Genomic DNA, 15,960 nt, shown 5'->3' with positions numbered 1-15,960 from the left:
ATGGGACTTACGATCACTTTTATTATCATCGCTATTTATAGTACAGCCTTAGTTTTAATTTTCTTCTATAGCTTGGCACAGCTAAATCTTTTGGTCAACTATTTAGGCAACAAAAGAAAAAACGAAGTAGCCCCAAAATTCAACCTGTTAGATCCAAAAGAAATTCCATTTGTCACCATACAACTTCCTATCTATAATGAGGAGTATGTTATGGAGCGTTTGTTGGAAAATATTTCCAAAATAGAATATCCAAAAAGTAAGTTGGAAATCCAGGTTTTGGATGATTCTACGGACGATACTGTGATTGAAACAGCCCAAAGAATAAAAGATCTCCAAAAAACCGGTCTGGATATAACACACATTCAGAGAGAAAACCGACAAGGTTTTAAAGCCGGTGCACTAAAAGAAGGTCTGGAAATTGCCAAAGGAGAGTTTGTTGCCATTTTTGATGCCGATTTTCTTCCAGAAAGCGATTGGTTAAAAAAGACAGTTCCTTATTTTAAGGATGAAGAGATAGGTGTTGTCCAAACCAGATGGGGACACATCAACAGAGATTATTCTACCCTAACAAGAATTCAAGCTTTTGCTTTGGATGCACACTTTACTCTAGAACAGGTAGGAAGAAATTCTAAAGGGCATTTCATCAATTTTAACGGTACTGCCGGAATTTGGAGAAAAGAGTGCATTTTTGACGCAGGCAACTGGGAAGGAGACACCTTGACCGAAGATTTGGATCTAAGCTACCGTGCCCAATTGAAAAATTGGAAATTTAAATATTTGGAAGATGTAGAGACACCAGCTGAACTTCCTGTAGTTATTAGTGCTGCACGTTCGCAACAGTTTCGTTGGAACAAAGGTGGTGCGGAAAACTTCAGAAAAACAGTTTGGAGTGTTATCACTTCCAAGAATATTCCATTCAAAACAAAGTTTCATGGCGTAATGCATTTGCTTAATAGCTCTATGTTCCTTTGTGTTTTTATAGTAGCTGTTTTAAGTATTCCCATGCTATACATCAAAAATAGTTATGGCCACTTGGGTTGGGTTTTTGAAGTTACCAGCTTCTTTATCGTAAGTACCATTATTCTGTTTATATGCTATTGGTTCACCTATAAAAGTATACAAGGCAGTGGTTTTGATAAATTTATAGATTACATAAAACTGTTTTTTACTTTTTTCTCCGTTGCATTGGGCTTCTCCTTGCATAATTCCGTTGCGGTATTAGAAGGCCATATGGGCAAGCGAAGTGAGTTTGTACGTACGCCTAAGTTTAACATCAACAACCTTACGGACAGCTGGAAAGGCAATAAGTATTTAACAAAGAAACTATCACCAAATATGATTTTGGAATTTGCACTCATGGTCTATTTCCTATTTGGTATGTACAGCGCGGTTCCCTTAAATGATTACGGACTTTTTCCTTTTCATCTAATGTTATTCTTAGGTTTTGGCTTTGTATTCTTTAAGTCACTAACTGCGAAAGTTTAATTCAGAATCTCTTCAAGAGTTTTAATACGTTCCTTTATATAATCTGTAGGGTAGAGTTTGTATGCCATATCATAATTTGCTTTTGAAACTTTATATTTCTTTAAGTCAAAATTAATGTCTCCCAATACAGTATAGGGAATTGGCACATTTGGATAGGCTTGCTTGTAATATTCAAATATTTCCTTTGCTTCGTTTACGTTATCGCTCTCCAGAGCACCATATCCCCTATTGAATAAAATACGTTGCGGTACCCTTTGGTCATAATCAAAAGAGCTTCCCACACCTTCATAATACCCAATAGTTTTTGAAAAATCTTGTTGATCGTATTCTTCAGGTAACAGAAAAGGGTTGAAAACCATCTTTATTCCATCAAAATAAGCCTTCCAAGGAACGGTAACATGAGATTCATCCAGGTATTCTTTGTACGTAAACTTAGGAATATGGGCAGATTCAAATAGTTCTTTTAATCGCACTACACCTTCTCTTTCAGGCCCCACCTCATCTCCAATACCAACAAAAAATGGCTTCTTGGACTGAATCAATTTATCCATGAAATCTGGTGTAAAATCTTCTAAAATCTTAAAATCATTCCACCGTATGGTAGGTGTTACAGCTATTATTGCATTAAAAACATCAATATCTTGGATTAAGGAATATGTTGCGAAAAGACCCCCTAGAGAATGCCCCATCAATGTTCTGTGATTGGATATTCTATAATTATCTTCCAAATTCTTAAACAATTCCTCTTTAATAAACCTATCAAACTTTTGGGAGCCTCCGCTTGCATGAATTTCCTCGGTATTGGTAGGCGTTAAATCTCTACCTCTATTGGTGTTCACTATGGCAGCAACTATAATTTTTGGGAAGCCATTTTGATACAACAGCTTTGTGGCCCTTAAAACCATATCAAAATGCCACTCTCCATCTGTAAGCAGCAATAAAGGATACTTGAAAGTCTCCCCATCATAATCATATGAATCTGGCAATCCTACCAGAACCTGTCTTTCCTCTCCAAGAATTTCTGAATTTATGATTACTGTTTTGGACTGAGCAAACACGTTAATGTTCCCCAATAGAACAATCATTGCTATTAGTTTTATATTTTGCATTGTAAATTTTGTTGTTAGTATGTACATCTGTCAATAATATGGCAATAGTATTTATTTGAATCTGTTAGAACCTGAATTATTTCTGAATTCAATAAAGGCGTATTCTATTTTCAATATTTCAATGTCTAAAAAAAAGTATCACTATAAAATAAAAGACTGGACATTAAATCCAATTACTTCTGAATTAACAAACGGAGGCGAAAAAGTTCATTTGCAAAATCAAGTTGCGAAAGTCTTGTTAGAACTTATCAAAGCTAATGGACAAACAATATCGAAAAAAGAGCTTTTGGAGAAAGCCTGGCCAGGAACCATTGTAACTGAAAATTCATTAGATAAAACTGTATCGGAATTAAGAAAAGTATTTAGGGATTCGAGGGCAAATCCTCAATTTATAGAGACACTTCCAAGAAAAGGATATCGATTAATCGCTCCCCTGAAAAAAGTTGAAATCGAAAAGCGGACCATTCCAATCATAAAAAGAAGAAGCAATTTAAAATGGGGCATCTTGATATTGGCTTTAGCTGTAACCGCCCTCATCTACATCTTCAAAAAAAACGCTGAGGCACACAAGATTCTATCTCCAAATGGAAAAATCATTGCTTCAATAAAAAAAGATGGCGTAAACTATGCCTTGTTTACCGAAGATATTACAAATGGAAAAATACGCCTACTAGATTCCTTTTCAAAGCCAGAATCCATAGTGGCAAATTGGTCATCTGACAATAGCAACATAATTTATAACACAACGCTAGCTAAAAACGATTTCTATTCTTTAAATGTTTTCAATCTTCATACAAACAGAATCAGTTATATAAAGTTTCCTAAAAAAGAAGGCATGATGATCTCGAACCTCAAGCCCCAAGATTCTTTATCTAAACTTTTAGAGCATAAAAAACTATCACAACGCAATAGCTCCGTTCATTACATAGCGTACGAAAACAATGATACCATCAAAGTACTTTTTAATGACAAAAAAATAAGTGATTTTAAATGGTGATTTCATTTCACCAAATGTCGTTATCAATGGCAGGCCCAATTCAGAATTGTTAGATTTATACGACCCTGATTAGAAACATCAAATTGAAAAATACCTAAATAAAACTATAGTTCTGTATGGAAGAAAAACCAAGACTTTCAAGACTTACGGCTATTCTAACCCAATTACAATCCTCAAGGATTGTAACAGCAAAAATGCTTGCAGATAAACATAAGGTTAGCATTAGAACCATTTATAGGGACATTCGTACTTTGGAAAAATCCGGAGTTCCCATAATTACAGAAGAAGGCAAGGGGTATACCATGATGGAAGGTTATAAATTGCCCCCAGTAATGTTTACGGAAAATGAAGCAAATGCCCTTATCACTGCTGAACAATTGGTTCTTAAAAACAAAGACACCTCTTTTGTTCAAAACTATAGCGAGGCCATTCTAAAAATTAAAGCACTCCTAAAAGGTTCTCAAAAAGAAAAAGTCAGTTTACTAACAGAGCGCATCTATTTTAGCAATAACTATTCTAACCAAAAGACCAGCAACTATTTAATGCGCATTCAGTCTGCAATCACCAATTTTGAGGTTTTGAATATTGAATATATATCCATTGACAAAAGACACTCCAATAGAACTATTGAGCCTTTTGCATTGTATAGTACCCAAGAAAACTGGTTGCTAATTGCATACTGCAGGCTCAGGAAAGCTTTTAGGGTTTTTAGGATAGACCATATTCAAAAAATAACCGCTACATCAGAACATTTTGAATCACATAATATGACCTTGGAAGAATATTATAAATCATATGATAAGTATTACCAAGGTGCCAATCACCCTGACGGGAAATAATGGTGTGTACTCTTTAAACTAAAATATTCGCCGGCATAGGAGTACGAATTTTATGATGACACTTATCGTCTCGGCTATGGCAAGTAGGGCAGGCAAGGAAACTTTTCGTTTCCGTCTGGTCTGCGAGCCAGAGCTTTTTGTTTTGTAATTATTTTTTCTTTTTTAATTGCCAAATCCAAAAGATTTGGCGGACACAGCAAACACGCCCAAGCCTTTAAAAATAGCACTTTATGCCCTATTTGCTATAGGTATTGTTGGCAGCTGGTTTTATTTTTAGGTTTTTCAGGTATTCCAGTTCCAATTCCAGGATGCTACTCTTTTTGTGATTGATATAAGCTATAACACCAATTAATGGCATGTCCTTATAATAATAATTTAGGTATTTTACTTTTTCTCCATTCCGCATTTCAGGGTCGTGAGTTTGGAGTATAAATTCAATTTTGGAAGCTAGATTTTCATTTTCTACCAACTTAAGAAGTTCAGTACGATATGTATTAGTATTTTTAATAAACTGAATAGCTTTAGAGTTATACGTTTGTCCATCAAAAAAATAATCGTTGATATATTTGGGATTTGAAAAATCGCCTGAATAGTCTGTGGGAGTTTCAACATCAACTTTATTTAGAAGAGCCTCTGATGTGATATCCAATAATGCAACGTATTCGGTAGTTAGGCTATCATAAATATGGTGTAAATCATTATCTTCTAGATATCCATTGTCTAATTCATTTATTATTTGTTCCTTAAGAAGAACATTTAATGTATAAAGTTCTTCAGTCAACAAACCGTATGTTGCAAAATCACTATTATCATTTTCATTATTCCTTTCCTGATTACAGGAAAAAATTAGAAAAAAGGTAAAAAGGGTCAAAAGAAGTTTTCTCATTTATTAGTTTTTAACTTGCTGCCAACTAAAAGGATATGAATCCGTTTTAATGATTTATATCCAACGATAAGTGAAGTTCGCGAATTTTTTATTAAAAATCCAGGTTGAATTAATAGATCCAATAGATAAATTGACCAATTTTAAACACCCCTGACACACCCTTGTCATAGCCTGCTAATATTTTTGTACAAATCTTAAATTTATCATGATGACTATCACAAAAAGAGATGCATTGACCATTGTTGGTCTTTCCGCCAGAACATCTAACAACAAAGGAAAAGCTGAAAAAGACATTCCACAACTTTGGAAAAGATTTATGTCGGAAAATACATTGAACCGAATCCCAAGTAAAACCGATGAAACTGTTTATGCTATTTATACGGATTACGAAGGAGATCATACAAAACCTTACACCATAGTTATTGGTTGTAGTGTATCCAATCTGGATGATATTCCCGAAGACATGACCGTGAAAATGGTTCCAGAGGCCAACTATACACAATTTATTGCCAAGGGAGACCTAACCAAAGATGCGGTAATCAACACTTGGATGGATATCTGGAATACGGATTTGAAAAGAGCGTACACCACAGATATTGAAATTTATGGCGAGAAAGCACTAGATCCTACCAACGGTGAGGCTGAAATACTCATAGCAACGGAGTAAAACCCACTAGGACTACCCGTTGTGCTTTAAAGCTTTATCCCACCTTTCAAATGCACAACGGGTTATTATCCTTCCCAAATGTTTAGAATCAAATATATTTTTATATTCTTTGCAGGCACAAGAGATGTTCGTTTACCATGCCGCATCAAATCACAAAATTTTGGAAGCTTCATGCCTATTCTATCCTTATAGTTTTAGGCTGCACGTTGTTCTATGCTGTTTTTGCTTTTGATTTAGATCGAGAAGATTTCCCAAAACTGCTAGGGCTGTTCGCTGCCCTTTTTTTCTTCCATTATAAATTGATCCAATTTGAAAAATGGAACTTTAAGTTCTTATTGGTCGCTGGGATTCTATTTCGATTGGTTTTCCTCTTTGTAGAACCTAATCTCTCGCAGGATTTTTATCGCTTTATTTGGGATGGGGAATTGATCAAAAACGGAATCAATCCATACATACACTTGCCAAATCAACTTATTCTTCAGGAAAATTTACCTATTGCAAATGCACCTGAACTGTTTGCTGGCATGGGAGATTTAAGTGCAAAACACTATAGCAATTACCCCCCAATAAATCAACTTATATTTACCATTGCAGCTATGTTGGGAGGGGGAAGCATCCTCGGGTCCATAATAACAATGAGGCTTACCATCATTCTAGCGGATATCGGTATTCTTTATTTTGGAAGAAAGTTGCTTCAAAATCTCAATAGATCCAATCACATGGCTTTTTGGTATTTTCTAAACCCACTGGTGGTGGTTGAATTAACAGGAAATCTGCATTTTGAAGGAGTCATGTTGTTTTTCTTTGTTTGGTCTTTATATTTAATCGCCATCAACAAATGGGTTTGGGGAGCTCCTGTTTATGCCCTGTCCATAATGGTAAAACTTGTGCCAATCTTATTTTTGCCTCTTTTTCTAAAATACTTTGGTTTTAAGAAAAGTGTCCTGTTTTATATTTTAGTGGGAGCTACATGCATTATTTTGCTACTTCCTTTTTACTCCCAAGTCTTCATCAACAACTACTCAGAAACTGTAGGCCTCTGGTTCTCTAACTTTGAGTTTAATGCAGGAATCTATAATGGAGTTAAGAAAATTGCTGTCAATTATTTTGATGCCAAACCTTGGGAACTAATTAAAATCTATGGTAAAGTCATTGCCATTTCAGTAATCATTGGAACGCTGCTAATTGCCTTTCTTAGAAAAAATCAGAATTACAATGTCCTAATTACCTCAATGCTCATTGTACTTTCCAGCTATTACTTTCTATCAAGCACAGTACATCCTTGGTATATAGTTTTTTTGCTGGTGCTAAGCATATTCACCAGATATCAGTTTGCCATGATTTGGTCTTTTACCGCGGTTTTAAGCTATTATGCATATTCAAATTCAGATTATATTGAAAATCTTTGGCTATTGGCCATTGAGTATATTCTGGTCTTTGGGTTTCTTATTTATGAATTAATAGGTAAAGGGGAAAAAAAGTTACATTTCTTTAAAAAATAACTCCTTTTCTATGCCAACTGGAATTAATTTGTACATTTAACCCATAATGAAAGGACAAAAAAACATATTATCTACTTTGAGCATCTTTGCTCAAGTACGTCCATTCTCTCCGCGTCGCCGCCCGTAAGGGTACACTATATTCCTGGAAATAGGTGAGTCCATTTCCGCAATACATCAGACAGCTTTCAATTATTTATTAGTTCAAAAACAAAGTAGCAATGGAAATTATAGTTGCTAACGAATCACATTTTAAATACGCTCAAATCATAAGTGATACCATTACTGAATCGGCAAAAGTTCGTGGTACCGGTATTGCCCAGCGTACACCAGAATATATTATAAAACGCCTAGAGAACGCTAATGCAGTAATTGCATTGGATGGTGAAAAATTTGCCGGTTTCTGTTACATTGAAGTCTGGGGAAACAAAAATTTTGTTGCAAATTCTGGATTGATCGTACATCCTGATTACAGAAAACAGGGGCTGGCCAAAAAAATTAAAAAAGCGGTTTTTGAACTTTCTAAACAAAAATTTCCTGACGCCAAAATCTTTGGAATAACAACTGGTTTGGCGGTAATGAAAATGAATTATGAACTAGGCTACAAACCTGTTACATTTTCTGAACTAACAGATGACCCAGAGTTTTGGAAAGGTTGCCAAACCTGTAAAAACTTTGACATTCTTACCAGAACCGAGCGAAACATGTGTCTATGCACCGGAATGCTGTACAACCCAAACACATCAAAAACTGAATCAAAAAGACTTAATGGCAAAGCGTTTCAAAGATTGAAACGAATTAAGGAAAATCTCTTTCTAAAAAAGAAAGCAAAATGAAAAAACTAGTTTTAGCCTATAGCGGAGGTTTAGATACCTCCTACTGCGCAAAATATTTATCAAAAGAAAAAGACTTTGAAGTCCACGCAGTAAGTGTGAACACAGGGGGATTTTCCAAAGCAGAAATAACAAGCATACAGCAAAAAGCGCTGGATTTAGGAGCTACATCCTATACTTCCATAGATGCAGTTTCCAATTTTTACGAAAAAGTAGTGAAGTATCTCATCTTTGGAAATGTGCTTAAGAACAACACCTATCCCCTTTCCGTAAGTGCAGAACGTATTGTCCAAGCCATTGAAATTGTCAACCATGCTAAAAAAATTGGCGCTAATTATATCGCCCATGGTAGCACTGGAGCAGGAAATGACCAAGTAAGATTTGACATGATTTTTCAAATTATAGCTCCGGAAATTGAAATAATCACTCCAATCAGGGATAACAAATTATCTAGAGAAGCTGAAATTGATTATCTACAAAAAAATGGTGTGGACTATCCATGGGAAAAAGCAAAATACTCCATCAACCGAGGATTATGGGGTACCTCCGTTGGCGGCGATGAAACATTGACTTCACATTTACCATTACCCGGAACAGCATATCCAAGTCAATTGGAAAAAGAGTTTTCAAAAGAGCTCAAGCTTAGTTTTGAAAAAGGGGAACTTATCGCTATTGATGGTGAAACAGGAACTCCTGTTGAGAATATTGAAAAGCTCTCAGAAATAGCTACAAAATATGCTATAGGAAGGGACATTCATGTAGGTGATACCATTATTGGAATTAAAGGAAGGGTAGGTTTTGAGGCTGCAGCGCCATTAATTATTATTAAAGCGCATCATTTGCTTGAAAAACACACCTTGAGCAAATGGCAACAATATCAAAAAGAACAACTGGGGAATTTCTATGGAATGCTATTGCATGAAGGAAATTATTTGGATGAAGTCATGAGGAATATTGAAGTATTTCTAGAAGACACTCAAAAAAATGTTTCTGGCGATGTTTTTGTGACACTGCATCCTTACCGATTTGAGCTGAATGGGATTTCCTCGAAAAATGATTTAATGAACGCTTCTTTTGGAAGCTATGGCGAAATGAACAAAGGTTGGACCGCTGATGATGCAAAAGGGTTTATCAAAATACTTTCCAATTCTGGGAAAATTGCGAACCATGTAAATCAAAGTAATGATTAAAGCAGGAATTATAGGTGGTTCTGGATATACTGGTGGAGAATTGATCAGACTTTTATTGAATCATTCAGGAACCGATATTGACTTTGTCTACAGTACCACACGAGCAGGAAAACCCATTAGCACCGCCCATCAAGACTTATTGGGTTTGACAGATTTAGAATTTACTGGAAAAATAAACCCAAAAGTAGATGTTGTTTTTCTGTGCCTAGGGCATGGCAATTCAACAAAATTCTTGGAAGAAAACACTTTTGGGGCAAATACCAAAATCATTGATTTGAGCAATGATTTTAGACTCCATCAAGATAGCACCTTCAACGAAAAATCATTTATCTACGGACTTCCTGAATTGAACAAAGAAGAAATAAAAGTTTCTGATAATATTGCCAATCCTGGGTGTTTCGCCACTACTATTCAATTGGCATTATTGCCCTTGGCCAAAGCAGGTTTGTTAAAAAATGAAGTTCATGTAAATGCTGTAACCGGTAGTACGGGTGCCGGAGTAGGTTTATCCGCCACATCACACTTTAGCTGGCGAAATAACAATGTTTCATGGTATAAGCCCTTCACCCATCAACATTTAGGAGAAATTGGGGAGAGCTTGGATTCCTTTGGAAACCCAACTGGCAAACTGTTCTTTTTGCCCAATAGAGGAAATTTTACTAGAGGTATTTTAGCTACGGCCTATACTAAATTTGAGAGCTCATTGGATGAAGCAAAAAAACTGTTTGAAGATTTTTATTCCGATGCTGTTTTTACCCATATTTCTGAAGAACCCATCCATTTAAAACAAGTGGTGAACACCAACCAATGCCATATCCATTTACACAAACATGAAGACCAATTATTAGTAACATCTGCCATAGACAACTTAATAAAAGGAGCTTCTGGGCAAGCCGTTCAGAACATGAACTTAATGTTTGATTTTGATGTAAGCCTAGGGCTACAATTAAAAGCAGGAGTATTTTAAAAAGAAAATCAAAATGAAAATAGCAATAATAGGAGCAGGAAACTTAGGGTTGGCAATAGCAAAAGGAGTTTTGCATAGCAATGGGGCCACCACCATGTATCTTACTAAAAGAAATACAACAGAAATCAAGGATTTTGAAAAGTATGGAAATGTCACCGTCACTTCTGACAATCAAGAAGCTGTAAAAAAATCAGATATTCTAATTTTTGCAGTGCAACCAGGGCATTTTGCTGCCATTTTAGAACAGGTCAAAGATTTATTAACAGAGAATCATGTTATCATAAGTACGATAACTGGTTTTAGTATCTCCAAAATTGAAGAAATCATAGGTTCAGACAGATATATTATCCGAAGCATGCCCAATACTGCAATTTCTGTAGGTAATTCAATGACCTGTCTTTGCACCAATGAACTTGGAAAAAAACGAATCGATTTGGCCAAGGCCATCTTCAATAGAATGGGACATACCTTAGAGATTCCAGAGGATCAGATGCAAGCGGCCACTGTAATCTGTGCCAGCGGCATTGCCTTTTGGATGCGTCTGATTCGCGCAACCACGCAAGGGGCAATTCAACTTGGTTTTGATGCTAAAGAGGCCCAAGAATTGGCAATGCACACATGTAATGGTGCCGCCAGTCTTTTAATAGAATCCGGAAGTCACCCTGAAGAAGAAATTGATAGGGTTACCACTCCAAAGGGCTGCACCATTGAAGGACTAAATGAAATGGAACACCAAGGGTTAAGTTCTTCTTTGATTAGGGGAATTGTAGCCTCATTTGAAAAAATTAGCCACATCAAAAAAGGGTAAAAAATATGAAACTATTTGATGTATATCCGCTTTATGATGTTATACCGGTATCCGCAAAAGGTATTGAGGTAGTGGATGACAAGGGTGAAAAATATCTCGATTTTTATGGAGGCCATGCGGTAATTTCAATAGGACATTCGCATCCGCATTATGTAAACCGACTTAAGGAACAATTAAGCAACATTGGGTTTTACAGCAATTCTGTTCAAAACCCTTTGCAACAAGAGCTTGCCGATAAATTAGGTGTGCTTTCCAAATGCGAGGATTATAACCTATTCATGTGCAACTCTGGAGCTGAGGCTAATGAAAATGCACTTAAAATGGCTTCCTTTCATACTGGAAAATCCAAAGTGATTGCGTTTAACAATAGTTTTCATGGGAGAACCTCAGCCGCAGTCGCCACAACGGACAATCCCAACATAAATGCGCCATTAAACAAACAGCAACAAGTAACTTTTCTTCCATTAAATGATTTTGAAGGATTTGAAACCGCAATTACTTCGGGTGAATATTGTGCAGTGATTTTGGAAGCAATTCAAGGGGTTGGCGGATTGGATGAACCAACAACAAAGTTTTATCAATTTATCACTGAAAAATGCAAGGAAAACAATGTCATTTTAATTGCTGACGAGGTACAATCCGGTTTTGGACGAAGTGGTAAGTTCTTTGCATTTCAGCATCATGATATTCAACCAGATATTATTACCATAGCCAAAGGCATGGGGAATGGTTTCCCTGTTGGTGGGGTTTTAATCCATGAAAACATTAAAGCAAGCTATGGCCTTTTAGGAACCACTTTTGGTGGTAACCACTTGGCCTGCGTTGCTACATTGGCTGTTTTAGAAGTTTTGGAAAAAGAAGCTTTGATTGAAAACGCGGAGTCTTTAGAAATCTATTTCAAGGAAAAGGCAATGGAAATTCCACAGATAAAAAAAATAAAGGGGAGGGGGTTAATGTTGGGGCTTGAATTTGATTTTGAGGTTGCTGAATTACGAAAAAGTTTGATTTACAATCAGCGTGTTTTTACAGGTGGAGCAAAAAACAAACAACTACTCCGATTTTTACCAGCCTTGAATATTACCAAAACACATATTGATTTATTTTTTGAAGCCCTAAAAAAGGAATTGGCATGAAACACTATCTATCCATAAATGATATTGACTCTCTTCCCAGTTGGGTTGATGAAGCAATTACATTAAAAAAAAATCCCTACCAATTTCAATATTTAGGAGAGCAAAAAACAATCTGTTTACTATTTTTCAACAATAGTCTTAGAACACGCTTAAGCACACAAAAAGCGGCAATGTACTTGGGCATGGAAGTTATGGTCATGAATTTCGGAAGCGAAGGTTGGGCATTGGAATATGAGGATGGCACCATAATGAATCAGGGCACATCTGAACATATTAAAGAAGCTGCCCAAGTAGTTTCGCAGTTTTGTGATGTTGTTGCCATAAGGGCATTTGCTAAATTAGAAGACAAAACAAAAGATGAAGCTGAAGAAGTACTAACGGGTTTTGCAAAACATGCATCCATTCCAATAGTGAATATGGAAAGTTCTGTTGCCCACCCTTTACAAGCCTTAGCAGATGCCATTACTCTAAGTGAACATAAAACCAAGTCAAAACCTAAAGTGGTCTTGTCATGGGCACCTCATCCAAAAGCTTTGCCACATGCCGTAGCAAATTCGTTTGTGGAAATGATGAAAAAGCAAGATGCTGAATTTGTGATTACACATCCAAAAGGATATGAACTGAATCCGGAAATCACAAAAGGTTTCCAAATTGAATATGACCAAGAGACAGCATTAAAAAATGCTGATTTTGTTTACGTGAAAAATTGGAGCGGTTATATGAATTATGGAGAAGTGTTACATCAAGATACCAGTTGGATGATGACCCAAAAAAAACTGGATGCTGCCAAATTTATGCACTGTCTCCCCGTCCGAAGAAATGTGGTAGTCGAAGATGCGGTTTTGGATGGCCACCAAAGTTTAGTGGTTGAGCAAGCCAATAATAGGACATTTTCCGCCTTAATTGTACTAAAGAAAATTTTAGAAGTCCTTTAAACATGAAACGTATGAAGCTGAAAGACAAAGTATGTATCATTACCGGAGCAACTAGTGGCATGGGAAAGGCTATTGCAGAAACCCTGTATAGTGAGGGCGCAAAACTTATTCTTTCTGGGCGAAATTTGAAAAGAGGGCAAGCGCTAGCCAAAAAACTTGAAAAGTCCGTGTTTGTTCCTGGTGACGTTGGCAATGCCACTTACAATGAAGAACTTGTAAATGTAGCACTTGACAATTTTGGAAAACTGGACGCACTGTCATTGAATGCTGGGGTTTTAGGATTGGGTAATGTTGTTGACCTTCCCATTTCTTCTTGGCAAAACACTTTAGAAACCAATTTAAGTTCAATTTTTTATCTCTCAAAGTATGCTATCCCACATCTACAGGAGGGTACGGGAGGTACTATTTTGATTAATTCATCCATAGCGGCTTTTAAGAGTTTTCCCAATCATCCCGCCTATTGCGCATCAAAAGGCGCAACGCTCGCCTTAATGAAGCAAATGGCCGTTGAATATGCGCCCAAAATAAGAGTTAATGCAATATGCCCCGGACCTGTGGATACCCCTCTAATATGGGATTCTGCAAAAGCTTTTGACAAACCTGAAGAAGCTGTTGAAAATGCTAAAAACGCAACTTTGCTCAAAAGATTGGGCACTCCAGAAGACATTGCCAAACTAGCCCTTTTTATGCTTTCAGATGATTCTTCTTGGATTACTGGGAGTGCTATGACCATTGATGGTGGAATTCTAAACACATAAAATGAAACAAAAACTGTCAGTTGTAAAAATAGGAGGAAACATCATTGAAGATGTGCAAGGGCTTTCGCATTTGTTGGAATTGTTTTCCCAAATGGATGGACATAAAATATTGGTTCATGGCGGTGGTAAAAAAGCAACTGAAATTGGTAATAAATTAGGCGTTGAAGCCAAAATGACCAACGGCCGCAGAATTACGGATTCTCAAAGTTTAGATGTGGCAATCATGGTCTATGGCGGATTGGTAAACAAAAAAATTGTTGCCCAACTTCAAGCTTTGCATTGCAACACAATCGGAATGAGCGGTGCGGATGGAAATTCAATTATAGCGCATAAAAGACCCGTAAAAGAAATTGATTTTGGCCTTGTAGGGGATGTAGATTCCATAAACTCAAACAATATTGCTAGTTTATTGAAAGCAGAATTTACACCTGTGTTTTGTGCTTTGAGCCATGATGGCAAAGGGCAGTTGTTCAACACCAACGCAGATACCATAGCTGCTGAATTAGCCTCTGGTATGTCAAATGAATTTGAAACCACCTTGTATTATTGCTTTGAAAAGAAAGGTGTGCTTCAAAATATTGATGATGAAAACTCGGTAATTCAACACATAGATTCCAAAAATTATAAAGAGCTTATAGCCAAAGGAACAATAGCAGACGGAATGCTTCCAAAAATGCACAATTGCTTCCAAGCACTTCAAAATAATGTAAAACAAGTCTGTATCGGAGATAGCGAAATGCTTCAAGGAACAACCACAAATTTCACCACTTTGACCCTATGAACATCAATCAAGAAATATTGACCAAAAGAGCTATTGAGTTGCTTCAGCAATTGATCCCTACCCCTTCTTTTTCGGGAGAAGAGGATAAAACCGCAGATGCTATTGAGGAGTGGTTGACCGGCTTTGGTGTTAAAACCCAAAGGCAATTCAACAACGTGTATGCCTTCAACAAGCACTTTGATGAGAGTAAGCCTACGTTGCTCTTAAACTCACATCATGATACCGTAAAGCCTAACAGTGCCTATACCAAAGATCCTTTTAATCCGCATATTGAAGATGGAAAATTGTTTGGTTTAGGCAGTAATGATGCGGGAGGGTGCTTGGTGTCCCTTTTGGCCACTTTTGTTCATTTCTATGAACAGGAAAACTTGACCCATAACATTATCATGGCAGCAACTGCTGAAGAAGAAGATGCTGGCGAAAAGAGCTTAACGGCATTATTGCCTATTCTTCCCAAAATTGATGTTGCGGTCGTAGGCGAACCCACCTTAATGGATTTGGCCATAGCCGAAAAAGGTTTGGTGGTTTTTGACGCTGTGGTAGAAGGCACCCCATCTCACGCGGCACACCCTAATGATGACAATTCAATTTACAACACCATTAAAGTATTGGATTGGTTTAAAGATTATTCGTTTGAAAAGGTGTCAGATGCTTTGGGTGAAGTAAAATTGACGGTGACACAAATCAAAGCAGGAAATCAACATAATGTGGTGCCCGCTCAAGTAGAATTGGTGGTAGATGTTCGAGTGAACGATTGTTATTCTAATCAGGAAATTGCTGAGATTTTACAGAGCGAAGCCCCTTGCAAAATGACACCTCGTTCATTGCGGTTAAACTCTTCAGCAATAAATCCTGAACATGATTTGGTACAAAGTGGTATTGCATTAGGAAGAAAAACCTATGGTTCCCCTACACTCTCCGATCAGGCGGCTTTAAGTTGCCAGTCCGTAAAATTAGGTCCAGGGGATAGCACAAGATCTCACTCTGCCAATGAATATATTTATGTACAAGAAATTGAAGAAGGAATAGATTTGTACATCAAAATTTTAAGAGGATTTCTAGTTAATTTATAG

At 36.8% G+C, this 15,960-nt stretch carries 16 protein-coding genes; 14 read left to right on the top strand and 2 right to left on the bottom strand.

The genetic code is table 11. The annotated features are described in order from the left end of the window. Entirely contained in the window at positions 1–1,485 is a 1,485-nt protein-coding gene (locus SJY44_RS05235) for a cellulose synthase family protein (RefSeq protein WP_298924414.1), read from the top strand. On the opposite strand, the gene SJY44_RS05230 is transcribed toward SJY44_RS05235, so the two are convergent. Then, entirely contained in the window at positions 1,482–2,570 is a 1,089-nt protein-coding gene (locus SJY44_RS05230; protein ID WP_396591553.1) for an alpha/beta hydrolase-fold protein, read from the bottom strand. The genes SJY44_RS05235 and SJY44_RS05230 overlap by 4 nt on opposite strands. Before the next feature lie 145 nt (positions 2,571–2,715). On the opposite strand from SJY44_RS05230, the gene SJY44_RS05225 reads away from it, so the two are divergent. Together SJY44_RS05225 and SJY44_RS05220 are read left to right on the top strand one after the other, a co-directional pair. Further along, positions 2,716–3,591, top strand: coding sequence for a transcriptional regulator (locus tag SJY44_RS05225; RefSeq protein ID WP_396591552.1), 876 nt, complete (start codon positions 2,716–2,718; stop codon positions 3,589–3,591). A gap of 116 nt (positions 3,592–3,707) precedes the next feature. Further along, positions 3,708–4,430 (top strand): helix-turn-helix transcriptional regulator, encoded by a 723-nt coding sequence (locus tag SJY44_RS05220; RefSeq protein ID WP_396591551.1) that lies wholly within the window; start codon positions 3,708–3,710, stop codon positions 4,428–4,430. 235 nt (positions 4,431–4,665) lie between these two features. Here the strand turns inward: SJY44_RS05220 and SJY44_RS05215 are convergent, their stop codons facing one another. Further along, the gene (locus tag SJY44_RS05215) at positions 4,666–5,316 is read right to left on the bottom strand and encodes a hypothetical protein (protein ID WP_396591550.1); all 651 of its coding nucleotides are present in this window, start codon (positions 5,314–5,316) and stop codon (positions 4,666–4,668) included. A gap of 205 nt (positions 5,317–5,521) precedes the next feature. Between SJY44_RS05215 and SJY44_RS05210 the strand changes: the two genes are divergently transcribed. The 11 genes from SJY44_RS05210 to SJY44_RS05160 all read left to right on the top strand — a co-directional run bounded on the left by SJY44_RS05210 (position 5,522) and on the right by SJY44_RS05160 (position 15,960). Next, the gene (locus SJY44_RS05210; protein WP_396591549.1) at positions 5,522–5,983 is read left to right on the top strand and encodes a GyrI-like domain-containing protein; all 462 of its coding nucleotides are present in this window, start codon (positions 5,522–5,524) and stop codon (positions 5,981–5,983) included. 137 nt (positions 5,984–6,120) lie between these two features. Continuing rightward, positions 6,121–7,485 carry a mannosyltransferase gene (locus SJY44_RS05205; RefSeq protein WP_396591548.1) on the top strand — a complete coding sequence of 455 codons (1,365 nt, stop codon included), beginning with the start codon at positions 6,121–6,123 and terminating at the stop codon, positions 7,483–7,485. Between the two features lie 218 nt (positions 7,486–7,703). Beyond that, positions 7,704–8,318 (top strand): GNAT family N-acetyltransferase, encoded by a 615-nt coding sequence (locus tag SJY44_RS05200; RefSeq protein WP_396591547.1) that lies wholly within the window; start codon positions 7,704–7,706, stop codon positions 8,316–8,318. Beyond that, positions 8,315–9,505 (top strand): argininosuccinate synthase, encoded by a 1,191-nt coding sequence (locus tag SJY44_RS05195; RefSeq protein ID WP_396591546.1) that lies wholly within the window; start codon positions 8,315–8,317, stop codon positions 9,503–9,505. Before SJY44_RS05200 ends, SJY44_RS05195 begins: the two co-directional genes overlap by 4 nt. After that, positions 9,498–10,472: an N-acetyl-gamma-glutamyl-phosphate reductase gene (gene argC, locus SJY44_RS05190; protein WP_396591545.1), complete on the top strand. Its 975-nt coding sequence runs from the start codon at positions 9,498–9,500 to the stop codon at positions 10,470–10,472. The genes SJY44_RS05195 and argC overlap by 8 nt, the downstream gene beginning before the upstream one ends. Before the next feature lie 7 nt (positions 10,473–10,479). Further along, positions 10,480–11,280 carry a pyrroline-5-carboxylate reductase gene (gene proC / locus SJY44_RS05185; protein WP_396592119.1) on the top strand — a complete coding sequence of 267 codons (801 nt, stop codon included), beginning with the start codon at positions 10,480–10,482 and terminating at the stop codon, positions 11,278–11,280. Between the two features lie 5 nt (positions 11,281–11,285). Continuing rightward, a complete protein-coding gene (locus SJY44_RS05180) occupies positions 11,286–12,413 on the top strand; it encodes an aspartate aminotransferase family protein (RefSeq protein ID WP_396591544.1) in 1,128 nt (375 codons plus the stop codon). Beyond that, on the top strand, positions 12,410–13,348 hold the full coding sequence (locus SJY44_RS05175) for an acetylornithine carbamoyltransferase (RefSeq protein WP_396591543.1): 939 nt from the start codon (positions 12,410–12,412) through the stop codon (positions 13,346–13,348). Before SJY44_RS05180 ends, SJY44_RS05175 begins: the two co-directional genes overlap by 4 nt. A gap of 11 nt (positions 13,349–13,359) precedes the next feature. Next, positions 13,360–14,106 carry an SDR family oxidoreductase gene (locus SJY44_RS05170; protein ID WP_298924390.1) on the top strand — a complete coding sequence of 249 codons (747 nt, stop codon included), beginning with the start codon at positions 13,360–13,362 and terminating at the stop codon, positions 14,104–14,106. A 1-nt stretch (position 14,107) separates the two neighbouring features. Next, the gene (gene argB, locus SJY44_RS05165; RefSeq protein ID WP_396591542.1) at positions 14,108–14,887 is read left to right on the top strand and encodes an acetylglutamate kinase; all 780 of its coding nucleotides are present in this window, start codon (positions 14,108–14,110) and stop codon (positions 14,885–14,887) included. Then, entirely contained in the window at positions 14,884–15,960 is a 1,077-nt protein-coding gene (locus SJY44_RS05160) for a M20 family metallo-hydrolase (RefSeq protein ID WP_396591541.1), read from the top strand. The genes argB and SJY44_RS05160 overlap by 4 nt, the downstream gene beginning before the upstream one ends.

The sequence above is a fragment of the Allomuricauda sp. R78024 genome, assembly GCF_044596045.1.
In the GTDB taxonomy this organism is placed as follows: domain Bacteria; phylum Bacteroidota; class Bacteroidia; order Flavobacteriales; family Flavobacteriaceae; genus Flagellimonas.
The sequence above is the reverse complement of the archived record's forward strand: the minus strand, read 5'-3'. Positions and strand labels throughout refer to the sequence as shown.

Bases quoted from the DNA above. Each gene is read 5' to 3' on its own strand.
- SJY44_RS05175 (WP_396591543.1), top strand. From the start codon at position 12,410: ATGAAACACTATCTATCCATAAATGATATTGACTCTCTTCCCAGTTGG.
- SJY44_RS05210 (WP_396591549.1), top strand. From the start codon at position 5,522: ATGATGACTATCACAAAAAGAGATGCATTGACCATTGTTGGTCTTTCC.
- argB (WP_396591542.1), top strand. From the start codon at position 14,108: ATGAAACAAAAACTGTCAGTTGTAAAAATAGGAGGAAACATCATTGAA.
- SJY44_RS05225 (WP_396591552.1), top strand. From the start codon at position 2,716: ATGTCTAAAAAAAAGTATCACTATAAAATAAAAGACTGGACATTAAAT.
- SJY44_RS05205 (WP_396591548.1), top strand. From the start codon at position 6,121: ATGCCGCATCAAATCACAAAATTTTGGAAGCTTCATGCCTATTCTATC.
- SJY44_RS05200 (WP_396591547.1), top strand. From the start codon at position 7,704: ATGGAAATTATAGTTGCTAACGAATCACATTTTAAATACGCTCAAATC.
- SJY44_RS05160 (WP_396591541.1), top strand. From the start codon at position 14,884: ATGAACATCAATCAAGAAATATTGACCAAAAGAGCTATTGAGTTGCTT.
- argC (WP_396591545.1), top strand. From the start codon at position 9,498: ATGATTAAAGCAGGAATTATAGGTGGTTCTGGATATACTGGTGGAGAA.
- SJY44_RS05235 (WP_298924414.1), top strand. From the start codon at position 1: ATGGGACTTACGATCACTTTTATTATCATCGCTATTTATAGTACAGCC.
- SJY44_RS05230 (WP_396591553.1), bottom strand. From the start codon at position 2,570: ATGATTGTTCTATTGGGGAACATTAACGTGTTTGCTCAGTCCAAAACA.
- SJY44_RS05180 (WP_396591544.1), top strand. From the start codon at position 11,286: ATGAAACTATTTGATGTATATCCGCTTTATGATGTTATACCGGTATCC.
- SJY44_RS05220 (WP_396591551.1), top strand. From the start codon at position 3,708: ATGGAAGAAAAACCAAGACTTTCAAGACTTACGGCTATTCTAACCCAA.
- SJY44_RS05215 (WP_396591550.1), bottom strand. From the start codon at position 5,316: ATGAGAAAACTTCTTTTGACCCTTTTTACCTTTTTTCTAATTTTTTCC.
- SJY44_RS05195 (WP_396591546.1), top strand. From the start codon at position 8,315: ATGAAAAAACTAGTTTTAGCCTATAGCGGAGGTTTAGATACCTCCTAC.
- SJY44_RS05170 (WP_298924390.1), top strand. From the start codon at position 13,360: ATGAAGCTGAAAGACAAAGTATGTATCATTACCGGAGCAACTAGTGGC.